The 10,964-nt window shown below is 69.2% G+C and carries 8 protein-coding genes and 1 pseudogene; 1 reads left to right on the top strand and 8 read right to left on the bottom strand.

Annotated elements, in window-relative coordinates; translation table 11 throughout:
* From lpxA to FV222_RS08775, 7 genes are all read right to left on the bottom strand, one after another.
* Positions 1-824, bottom strand: an 824-nt coding sequence (gene lpxA / locus FV222_RS08805) for an acyl-ACP--UDP-N-acetylglucosamine O-acyltransferase (protein WP_147813859.1), incomplete at its 3' end; no start/stop codon positions are given.
* Positions 821-1,285: a 3-hydroxyacyl-ACP dehydratase FabZ gene (gene fabZ / locus FV222_RS08800; RefSeq protein WP_147750511.1), complete on the bottom strand. Its 465-nt coding sequence runs from the start codon at positions 1,283-1,285 to the stop codon at positions 821-823. The genes fabZ and lpxA, both read right to left, overlap by 4 nt.
* A gap of 153 nt (positions 1,286-1,438) precedes the next feature.
* On the bottom strand, positions 1,439-2,497 hold the full coding sequence (gene lpxD / locus FV222_RS08795; protein ID WP_147750510.1) for a UDP-3-O-(3-hydroxymyristoyl)glucosamine N-acyltransferase: 1,059 nt from the start codon (positions 2,495-2,497) through the stop codon (positions 1,439-1,441).
* Positions 2,498-2,554: 57 nt separating this feature from the next.
* On the bottom strand, positions 2,555-5,134 hold the full coding sequence (gene bamA, locus FV222_RS08790) for an outer membrane protein assembly factor BamA (protein ID WP_147762662.1): 2,580 nt from the start codon (positions 5,132-5,134) through the stop codon (positions 2,555-2,557).
* Between the two features lie 417 nt (positions 5,135-5,551).
* Positions 5,552-6,706: an RIP metalloprotease RseP gene (gene rseP, locus FV222_RS08785; RefSeq protein WP_147813857.1), complete on the bottom strand. Its 1,155-nt coding sequence runs from the start codon at positions 6,704-6,706 to the stop codon at positions 5,552-5,554.
* 229 nt (positions 6,707-6,935) lie between these two features.
* Positions 6,936-8,537 carry a DHA2 family efflux MFS transporter permease subunit gene (locus FV222_RS08780; RefSeq protein ID WP_147762660.1) on the bottom strand — a complete coding sequence of 534 codons (1,602 nt, stop codon included), beginning with the start codon at positions 8,535-8,537 and terminating at the stop codon, positions 6,936-6,938.
* A 5-nt stretch (positions 8,538-8,542) separates the two neighbouring features.
* Positions 8,543-9,763 carry an HlyD family secretion protein gene (locus FV222_RS08775; RefSeq protein WP_147762659.1) on the bottom strand — a complete coding sequence of 407 codons (1,221 nt, stop codon included), beginning with the start codon at positions 9,761-9,763 and terminating at the stop codon, positions 8,543-8,545.
* Between the two features lie 128 nt (positions 9,764-9,891).
* Between FV222_RS08775 and FV222_RS08770 the strand changes: the two genes are divergently transcribed.
* The gene (locus tag FV222_RS08770; protein WP_147750505.1) at positions 9,892-10,533 is read left to right on the top strand and encodes a TetR/AcrR family transcriptional regulator; all 642 of its coding nucleotides are present in this window, start codon (positions 9,892-9,894) and stop codon (positions 10,531-10,533) included.
* Positions 10,534-10,706: 173 nt separating this feature from the next.
* On the opposite strand, the pseudogene FV222_RS08765 reads toward FV222_RS08770, so the two are convergent.
* Positions 10,707-10,964, bottom strand: a pseudogene (locus tag FV222_RS08765) (1-deoxy-D-xylulose-5-phosphate reductoisomerase); the annotation flags it as partial.

The raw sequence follows: 10,964 nt of genomic DNA, 5'->3' as shown, positions 1-10,964 counted from the left end.
CCGCGCGAGGCGCCGCCGACGGGAGCCGGCGCCTCGCGCGGCGTGCAGATCGAGCGCTTGCCGCCGGCGCGGATGAAATCGAGGATCTCGCGGACCGCCGGGTGGCTCTCGAACTCCGAAGCCACGTCTTCCACCCGCTCCATCAGCGTGCCCTCGGCCGCGAAGAGCGAACGGTAAGCGCGGCGCAGCGCATGGATGTCTTCGCGGGCGAAGCCCCGTCGCTGGAGGCCGACGATGTTGAGGCCCGAGAGCGAAGCGCGGTTGCCGAGCACCATGCCGTAGGGGATGCAGTCGTTCTCCAGGGCCGACAGACCGCCGACGAAAGCATGCGCGCCGACGCGGGCGAACTGGATCACCGCGGCGCCGCCGCCGAGGATCGCGTAGTCGCCGACGCTGCAATGGCCGGCGAGCATGACGTTGTTCGAGAAGATCACGTCGCTGCCGACATGGCCGTCATGGCCCACATGGGCGTTGGCCAGGAAGGTGCAGCGGTCGCCGACCACGGTCTCCAGGCCGCCGCCCTCGGTGCCCGGATTCATGGTCACGCCCTCGCGGATCAGGCAATCGGAGCCGATCCGCAGCGTCGAGGCCTCGCCCTTGTACTTCAGGTCCTGCGGCGGGTGGCCGATCGAGGCGAAGGGATAGATCTTCGTCCGCGCGCCGATCCGGGTGTCGCCCGCCACCACCGCGTGGCTCACGAGCTCGCAATCGACGCCGAGCACCACCTGCGGGCCGACATGGCAGAACGGCCCGATGCGGCAGCCGTCGCCGATCTCGGCGCCGTCCTCGACGATCGCGCTCGGATGGATCGCGGGCGCGCTCACGCGGTCACCAGCATGGCCCCGATGTCGGCCTCCGCCACGAGGACGCCGTCGACGCGGGCCTCTCCGTGGAACCACCACATCGTCTTGCGATTGTTGGTCTTCTTCATGTGGAAGCGGACCTGATCGCCCGGCACCACCGGCTTGCGGAACTTGCACTTGTCGATGGTCATGAAGAACACTTGCTTGGTCTGCACGTTGCTCTCCATGATGTGCCGGCAGCAGATCGCGCCCGCCGTCTGGGCCATGCCCTCGATCAGCAGCACCCCGGGGAACACCGGCATGTTCGGGAAGTGCCCGGTGAATTGCGGCTCGTTGACGGTGACGTTCTTGATGCCGATGCAGCTCTCGTCGCCGTCGATCTCGATGATCCGGTCGATCATCAGGAACGGGTAGCGGTGCGGCAACAGCTCAAGCACCTTCTGGATGTCGGCCGAGCCGAGTTCACGCGCCGTCTCACTCATCGATCTCTTCGATCCTCGCCTCGACGCCGCGCATCCGCGCCCGCCCGTCGTCACCGATCCCCGTCCTTTCGACCCAAACGGCGCCCGGATGCAAGCGCGGCCGACGCCGGATCTTGGACGATCAGGGCCTTGGACGATCGGGAGCTTGGACGATCAGCCCTTGTCGGCAGGCTCGTCGCGGCCGCTGCGCTCGGCGAGGCGGGCGAGCGTGGTCAGCTCGCGGAACCAGGCGCGGACGGGCTTGGCCGGCGTGCCACCCCAGCGGCTGCCGGGCGGCACGTCGCGGTTGACGTTGGAGGAGCCGGCGATCTGCGACCCGCGGCCGATGCGAAGGTGGCCGACGACCCCGACCTGCCCGCCGAGTACGACGTAGTCCTCCAGCGTCGTCGAGCCGGAGATGCCGACGCCCGAGACGATCACGCAGTGGCGGCCGATCACCACGTTATGGGCGATCTGCACGAGGTTATCGATCTTGGTGCCCTCGCCGATCACCGTGTCGCGTGAGGCACCGCGGTCCACCGTCGTGTTGGCGCCGATCTCGACGTCGTCCTGCACGATCACCCGGCCGACCTGCGGCACCTTGAGGTGGGTCGCGCCCATGTGGAACCCGAAGCCGTCCTGGCCGATGCGGGCGCCGGGATGGAGGATGACGCGGTTGCCGATGAGCGCGTGGCTCAAGGTGACGCCGGCGCCGACGGCGCAATCCCGCCCGATCCGCACGTTGGGGCCGATGCTGGCGCCGGGGCCGATCACCGTGCCCGCGCCGACCTCGGCCCCGGGGCCGACGACCGCGCCGGGATCGACCGTGACGCCGTCTTCCAGGCGCGCGTCGGGGTGGACGTGGGCGCCCGGCGCGACGCCACGGGCGCCGAACTGCGAGCCGGGGCGGAGTGCGTCCGGATGCAGACGGCCGAGGAGGTCGGCGTAGACGCGGTAGGGATCGCGCAGGACGAGCCCGGCGGTGCCGGCGGGGACGCGGGCGGCGAAGCGCGGGGCGACGAGGCAGATGCCGGCCCGGGTCGCGGCGAGCGCCTCGCCGTAGCGGGCGTTGTCCATGTAGGCGAGGTCGTGCGACCCCGCGGTTTCCAGGGGCGCGGCGGCGTCGACCCGATGCGCCGGATCGAAGCCCTCGGGCACGGGAAGGCCCGCCGCCTCGGCGACGTGGCCGAGGGTCAGACCGGGCTGTGGGATGAAGAAGACGGGATCAGGCATGCACGACAACGCGCCGCCCCGGGAAACCCGAGGCGGCGCGCGACCTTTTTTCCGAGATCAGAACCGCGAGCCGCCGGAGAAGCGGAACGCCTGCGTCTGGTCCGCGCCGATATGGCCGTACTTGCCGAGCGTCGGCACGAAGACCTTCACGCCTTCGTCCTTGCTGAGGGCATAGGCGTAGTCGAAGCGGATCGGGCCGAGGGGAGAGTTCCACAGGATCGAGGCGCCGACCGACGAGCGAATCGTGGTCTTGTCGCGGACGTTCACGCATTCCGGCTCGACGCCGATGCTGAAGGCGTTGAAGTTGCAGGCGCCGCCGGGCGCGGTGCCGTTGATGAAGTTGTCGCCGTTCACGTCGAAGTTCGTGCGGCCGTGATAGCCGAACAGCGTGCCGGCGTCGGCGAAGACCGCGCCCTTCAGGCCGAGATCACGCGGCACGTAGGGGAGCGGGAACTGGATCTCGAGGGTGCCGCCGACGTAGGTCGAGCCGCCGATGGCGTTGGAGCGGGCGTCGGTGGTGCCGACGTCGCGCGGTCCGATGCCGTTGGGGGCGAAGCCGCGGACGAGCGACGGCCCGAGGAAGAACTGGTCGGTGATGCGCAGCGGGTTGCTGTCGAGCGCCTCGATGTGACCGCCCTGGATGCGGACGAAGCCGACGACGTCCTCGTAGAGCTCCTTGTAGTACCGGGCGTCGCCGGTGACGCGGAAGAACTTCGAGTCGCCGCCGAGACCCGCAAGGTCGGGCTTCAGCTCGGCGTAGAGGCCGTTGCGCGGCGCGCCGATCACGTCGAGCGTCGAGTAGGCCAGCGTCAGGCCGGCGAGCGAGGTGAGCGTGTTGCCCTGCGAGCCCTTGATCGCGATCGACGCTTCGCCGTTGTAGGCGCAGTTCGGGTAGGAGGCGAGGCCGACGCGGCTCCGGCCGGTCGCGGGATCGACCGTCCCACGCGCGTCGTTGGCGGTGTAGACGTCGGTGAGGCCCGGGATCGGGTTCGAGCAGTCGTTGTAGGGCTGCTTGATCGAGTTCGGGACCTTCAGCTCGGTGTTGTACAGCGAGTAGCGCAGCGTGACGCCGAACTGCTCGGTCACCGGCAGGCCGATGCGGAGCTGGCCGCCGTAGACGGTGGTCTCGTAGCGCGAGTAGCGGGTCAGGTCGCTGTACTTGTAGAACGCGTCGAAGCCGGCTGCGAGGCGGTAGCCGAGGAAGTACGGCTCCGTGAACGAGAAGTCGACGCCGCGGGAATACTGACCGCCGGTTCCGGCGAGGCGGACGTACTGGCCGCGGCCGAGGAAGTTCGATTCGGAGACCGAGACCTCGCCGATGATGCCGTCCTGGGTGGAGTAGCCGCCGGCCACCGAGAACGAGCCCGTGGGCTGATCCTCGACGTCGATGTTGATCACGACGCGATCGGGCGAGGAGCCCGGCTCGTTCGAGAAGCGGACCTTCTTGAAGAAGCCCAGGCCGTTCAGGCGGCGCTCGGCCCGGTCGGTCAGCACGCGGTTGTAGGCGTCGCCCTCGGCGATATCGAGCTCGCGGCGGATGACGTAGTCGCGCGTGCGGGTGTTGCCGCGGATGTTGATGCGCTCGACGTAGACGCGCGGGCCGTCCTCGACGACGAAGCCGAGGGAGACCTGGTGGGTCGCGCGGTCGCGCTGGCCGGTCGGGCGGACCTGGGCGAAGGGGTAGCCAGCACGCGCCACGTCGTTGGTCAGGCCCGACAGGGTCTTCTCGACGTCCTCGGCGTTGTAGATGTCGCCGACCGCGGTGCGGACCTCGCCGTCGAGGCGCGTCGTGTCGAGGCCCGGCAGGCGGGAATCCACCGCCACGGCGCCGACCGTGTACTGCTCGCCTTCCTCGACGGTGACCGTGATCACCCAGCCGTTGGCGTCCGGGCCCTCGACGTAGCGGGCGTCGGCGTTGACGATGCGGAAGTCGGCGTAGCCCTTGCGCAGGTAGTAGCGGCGGACGAGGTCGAGGTCGTTGGCGATGCGATCGGGATCGTAGACGTCGGAGGTCTTGATGAACGACAGGAAGTTCATCTCGGACGAGGAGACCAGCCCCTTCAAGGTCCGCTCGCTCACGGCGCTGTTGCCGACGAAGCTGATCGACACGATGCCGGTCTTGTCGCCCTCGTCGATCTGGTAGATCACGTCGACCGAGCCGTTCGGCAGATCGACGGTGCGGTAGGTGACCTTGGCGGTCCCGCGGCCGGCGCGGCGGTAGACTTCCTTGATCCGCGCCATGTCGGACTTGACCACGGCCTCGTTGAAGGCGCCGCGAGCTTTCGCCTCGACCTGACCTTCGAGGGTCGCCTTCTCGATCTTCTTGTTGCCCTCGAACACGACCCGGTTGATCAGGTTGTTCTCGCGGACCGTCACGACGGTGCGACCGCCGCTGGCGGCGACCTTCACGTCGGCGAACATGCCGCTCGCGAGCAGGTTGCGGCGGGCTTCCTCGGCGGAGCCTGATGCGGTGCCGGTGACGTAGGAACGGATGGTGTCGGCGTCGACGCGCCGGTTGCCCTGGACGACGATCTGCTGGGCCTGCGCGACCCCGGTCAGCGCAATGCCCGCCGCGGCGGCTAGGACGATGGTCCGCTTCACCGACTTACGCCGGTGCTTCCCCGTCATCGACATCATCTATTCGCCCGTCTGTCTTATTATCGGATCGGGTTCGCACCCGCCACGGGCGGCCGTTGACCGGCCGTCCCGTAATACCTGGTCCAAGCGTAGCTCTTACCGGGATTCCCTAGCCAAGCAAACGGCGCGGGAGGCCCCATGACCTGGATTTTGGAGGGCCGTGGCCTTCAGGCCACTTAACGGTGACGCGAAGTTCCCGTCCAATTCGTCGCAGGGTAAACGAACGGTAAATCCCTGCCGCATCACGACATTCCTGGCGCGAATGGGATCGCCGCAACGCCTTCGAAACCATCTGGAGGCGTTTCGGCGGGTGCGGTGCCGCGGCCCGATCGGGCGCCCGGCGAGGCTCCCGCGGACCCAATCACGGCGGGAATGCGGCGCCCCGCGCCGGGCGCCCGCCGAAGGGCGCCGCGACGCTCAGGTCGCGCGCCAGGAGGCGCCGAGGTTGAGGATGTCGTTCCAGGCCGCGAAGATCATCAGGACCAGCACGAGCCCGAGTCCGAGTCGGAAGCCGATCTCCTGCGCACGCTCGCTCAGGGGGCGGCCGCGCACCACCTCGAAGGCGTAGAACAGCAGGTGCCCGCCATCGAGCAGCGGCACCGGGAACAGGTTGAGCAGGCCGATCGAGACCGAGAGCAGCGCGATCAGCCCGATCAGCCCGCCGATGCCGCCGACCTTGGCGACCTCGCCGGAGACGCGGGCGATGCCGATCGGGCCGGAGAGCTGGTCGGCGGATTCGCGGCCGGTCACCAGCTTGCCGAGGTAGGAGAAGGTCCGCTCCACCACGAACGCGGTCTCGTGGACGCCGAGCCCGAGGGAGGCGACGGGGCCGTAGGTGACGAGCTTCGCCTCGGAGGCTGCCGGCGAGCGGATGCCGAGGCGCCCGATCCGGTGGCGGCCGAACTTGGTGCTCTCCTCGTAGACGGCCGGGGTCGCGACGATCGGGACGTCGGCCCCGGCGCGCTCGACGACGAAGTTCAGCGGCGTCCCGGCGCTGCCGGTGACGATGCGGTACATCGCGTTGAAGTCGGCGACCGGCTCGCCGTCGATGCTCTTCACGAGGTCGCCGGGCTGGAAGCCGGCCTGCGCGGCGGCGCTGTTGGGGTCGATCGCCGAGACCCGGGCCGGCAGCTCCATGCGGCCGCCGAGCCAGATCGCGCCGGCGAACAGCAGGATCGCCAGGATGAAGTTCGCCACCGGGCCGGCGACGACGATCGCCGCGCGCTTGGCCACCGGCTGGGTCGGGAAGCTGGTCGCCCGCTCCTGCGGGGTCATCCGCGAGATCGCCTCGGGCGAGGGTACGCTGGCGCCGTTGGCGTCGCCGTGGAACTTGACGTAGCCGCCGAGCGGGATGGCGCAGAGCTTCCAGCGGGTGCCATGCCGGTCGTTGAAGCCGACGAGCTCCGGCCCAAAGCCGATCGAGAAGGCGTGGACGCCGACGCCGCACCAGCGGCCGACGAGGAAGTGCCCCATCTCGTGGACGAAGACCACGACGGTCAGAACGAACAGGAACGGGATCACCGCACCGAAGAAGCCGGTGGCCGTGCCGCCCATCGCGGTCAGGAAATCCATGCGTCGATCCTCGGGCCGCGCGCGGGCCCAGCGTTCCGTCCTAGCAGATCGGTGCCGTGGTGATCCAACGCAAACCTGCGCGACCCGATCTCCAGCGTGGCACGAGCGCGCGCGCGCCGCGACGCCTGCGGGGCGCACGCCGTGGTTTTCCCCGCAATCCCGTCCTTCGAACGCCGCTTGCGAACGCCGCCTGCGAACCCAGCTTGCGAACGCAGCCTGGCCCGATGCGTCAGTGCGCGCCGCCGCCGGCGACGGCCGCCGGCTTACGGATCAGGGGGGTGGCGAGCGCCATCGTCAGGAACAGGCCGGTGAGCACCAGGAACACGTCCTCGAAGCTCATCACCAGGCCCTGCATCCGCACGGTGTTGGTCATCGCCTTCAAGGCCATCTTCTCCGCGTCGCCCCCGGTCGCCTCGAACTGGCGCCGCATCGCGTCGAGGCGCTCCAGGGCCGCGCCGTTGGCCCAGGTGAAGCGCTCGTGCAGGCGGGCGAGGTGCAGGTCCCAGCGGTCGTTGAGCAGGGTGTTGATCAGCGCGAGCCCCACCGCGCCGCCGAGGTTGCGGGTGAGGTTGTAGAGACCCGACGCGTTCTTGATCCGGGCCGGCGGCAGGGTGCCGAGCGCGATGTTGTTGATCGGGATCATGCACAGCATCAGCGAGCAGCCGCGCAGCACCTGCGGCCACAGCAGCTCCCAGAAGTCCCAATCCTTGGTCAGGCCGGTGACGATCCAGGTTCCGGCGGCGAAGCCCGTGAACCCGATCGCCATGAGGATGCGCGGATCGACCTTGCCGGAGAAACGCCCGGCGATCGGTGCGGTGGCGAACATGCACAGGCCCGAGACGAACATCGTCTCGCCGATCTGCAGCGCCGAGTAGCCGCGGACCCGGGCGAGGTAGACCGGATAGAGGTAGGTCAGCCCATACAGGCCGATGCCGAGGACGAAGCTTGCGGCGCAGCCGGCGGCGAAGTTCCGGTCGGTGAAGGCGCGCAGGTCCACGATCGGTTGTTTCGCGGTGAAGACCCGCCAGAAGAAGCCGACCGCCGACACCACGCCGATCACGGCGCAGATCGCCACCGCGTCGTCCTGCAGCCAATCGTGGTTCGGTCCCTCCTCGAGAACGTATTCGAGGCAACCGAGGAAGCCGGCCATGCCGGCGAGCCCGTACCAGTCGAAGCTCTTGAACAGGTCGAGGTTCGGCTCGTCGAAGTCGACGAGGACGTAGGTCGAGACCGTGACGGCGATACCGGGCACCACGTTGATCAGGAACAGCCAGTGCCAGGAGCCGAGATCCGTCAGGTAGCCGCCCACCGTCGGGCCGATGGTCGGCGCCAGCGTCGCCACGAGGCCGATCATCGGCGAGACGATCGAGCGCTTGGACGGGGGGAAGATGGTGAAGGCGGAGGCGAACACCGTCGGGATCATGCCGCCCCCGATGAAGCCCTGCAGCGCTCGCCAGACGATCATCTCGTTGATCGACGAGGAGGTGGCGCACATCACGCTCATCAGCGTGAAGCCGCCGGCCGAGATCACGAACATCCACCGGGTCGAGAGCACCCGCGAAAGGGTGCCCGAGAGCGGGATCGAGATCACCTCGGCGATGAGATAGCTGGTCTGGACCCAGGGGATTTCGTCGCCCGAGGCCGAGAGGCCCGCCTGGATCTCGTTGAGCGAGGCCGAGACGATCTGGATGTCCAGGATCGCCATGAACATCCCAAACACCATGCACAGGAACGCCACCATCCGGCGGCGGTCGAGCGGCGGCTCGGCCGCCACCGCCGGCACGGCGGGGATCGGGCCGCGGCCGGGTCCGACGGCGGCGCTTGCGGCCATGGGCGTCAGTCCTGCTTGTGCGCGGTGCGAAGCAGCGGCGCGTCGGCGCCGTCGCGGGTGTCGATGCGGACCGTCACCGACAGGCCGGGCCGGAGCAGGCCTTCGGCGGCGATATCGGCCGGCACCTTCACCCGTACCGGCAGGCGCTGGACGATCTTGGTGAAGTTGCCCGTGGCGTTGTCGGGCGGCAACAGGCTGAACACCGAACCGGAGGCGGGCGAGAGCGACTCGACCTCACCCTCGATCTCGCGGCCGGGATAGGCGTCGACCTCGACCTGGACGCGCTGCCCGGGGCGGACGCGCACGAGCTGCGTCTCCTTGAAGTTCGCATCGATGCGTACGCTTTTCAGCGGCACCAGAGCGGCGACGCGCGAGCCCGGCGCGACGTAGGCGCCAGCCTCGACCGCCTTGTTGCCGACCACGCCGTCGAACGGAGCCCGGATCGTCGAGAAGGCCACGTCGCGCTTAGCGCGATCGACGGCGGTGCGCAGTTCGGCGGCCAGGCTCTCGGCCTCGCGCTGCTGGGCATGCAGCACCTCGACGTTGGCCTTCGCCGCGATCAGCCCAGCCTCTGCGCCCTTCACCGCGGCGTCGGTCCGGTCGCGGTCGGCCTTGGCCTGGTCGAGGCGGGATTTGGCGACGTAGTCGGATTGCATCTGCGTCGCGCGGTTGTAGTCGGCGAGCGCGCGCACCGCGTCGGCCTTGGTGGCGTCGATCTGTGCGGCCATCTGCGCGACCTGCGCCTGGGCTGCGTCGGCCTGCCGGCCGATCCGCACGATCGTGCTTTCCTGGGTCGCGAGCTTGTCCTGCGCCGCCTGCTGCGCGAGCCGATAGTCGCCGTCGTCGAGCCGGGCGATCACGTCGCCCTTCTTCACCGACTGGCCGTTCACCACCGGCACCGCTTCGAGGTAACCGGAGACCTTGGCCGCGAGCACCGAGATGTCGGCCTGCACGTAGGCGTCGTCCGTGGACACGAAGAACCGCCCGACCGTCCAGTACTGCCAGCCCTGGTAGCCGCCCCCAGCGAGGACCGCACAGAGCAGGCCGGCCAAGACCAGCTTCTTGCGCGAGCGCGTCTTCGCTGCCGGCGGCTCGGCGGCCTTCGGGGCGGCGGGCGGCGGCTCAACCACCTTCGGGGCAGCACGCGGCGCCTCGGCGCGGTCGTCCCGCACGGCGTCTGCCGTCTCGACCGCATCGATCCGGTCGCCATACTCGCGCAACGACATGCCCGAAATCCCAGTCTCGAAACTTGCTGACCGAACCGTTCGGTCATCGGCGCTAAAAGTTTGACGTCTGCCGATCCAACGCGGTAAATATCATTGACCGAACGGTTCGGTCAATCAGGATCGGAAAGATGCCCGCGACCTCCGCCACGCTGGAACGAGATGCCGCGACGCCGGAAAGCGACAAGCGCCGCCAGATCCTCGACGGCGCGCGCCAGGTCTTCATGGGTGCGGGCTTCGACGGGGCGAGCATGGGCGAGATCGCCCGCACGGCTGGGGTCTCGAAAGGCACGCTCTACGTCTACTTCGACAGCAAGGAGGCGTTGTTCGAGGCGCTGACCCTGGAGGAGAAGCGCGGCCTCGCCGAGGCGCTGTTCAGGCTCGACGCCGACGACCCCGACGTCGCCGCCGTGCTGACGCGGCTCGGCACCACCTACCTCATCGAGATGGTCCGCCCCGAGCACGTGGCGGTGATCCGCATGGTGATCGGGGCGTGCGAGAAGTTTCCGCGCTTCGGCCAAGCCTTCTTCGAGGCCGGCCCGGCGATGGGCGTGGCGCGGCTCACCGCCTACCTCGACGCGCAGGTCACGGCCGGGCGCCTGAAGGCTGACGACACGAACCTCGCCGCCAAGCACTTCCTCCACCTCTGCCAGGCCGGCCTGCTGACGCGGTTGCTGTTCAACGCCGGCGATCCGGTGACGCGGGACGAGATCGACTATCGCATCCGGGAAGCCGTGCGGGTGTTCTTCGCGGGGTACGGCCCGGAGCGGTGACGAGCCGCGTTTGGGTATGATCGGCGTCGATGCTTACCGCATCCGCTCCGTCATTCCGGGGCTGCGAAGCAGAACCCGGAATCCAGAACCCTAGGTCGTGATCGAGATGGCACCGTCGGCGGCTCTGGATTCCGGGCTCGCCTGCGGCGCCGCGGAATGACGGCGGAGACGGCTTACCCCGCCGCGCGCAACCGCGGCAGCGCCGCCGTGCTCCAGGCCCGGACTTCGGCATCGATGGCCAGGGCCTCCTCGACGCCGTCCGGCGCCGTGCGGTGGAGGCCTGAGAAATGCGCGATGGCGCGCTCGACGAGTTCGGCGATGCCGTAGAACGGGATCGCGCCGGCGATGAAGGCCGCCACCGCGATCTCGTTGGCCGCGTTCATCACGGTCGGCGCGGCGCCGCCCTCGGCGAGCGCCGCGCGGGCGAGCGC

It is taken from the genome of Methylobacterium sp. WL103 (assembly GCF_008039885.1).
In the GTDB taxonomy this organism is placed as follows: domain Bacteria; phylum Pseudomonadota; class Alphaproteobacteria; order Rhizobiales; family Beijerinckiaceae; genus Methylobacterium; species Methylobacterium cerastii.
Note: the sequence above shows the minus strand (reverse complement) of the source record. Positions and strands in the feature narration are given on the sequence as shown.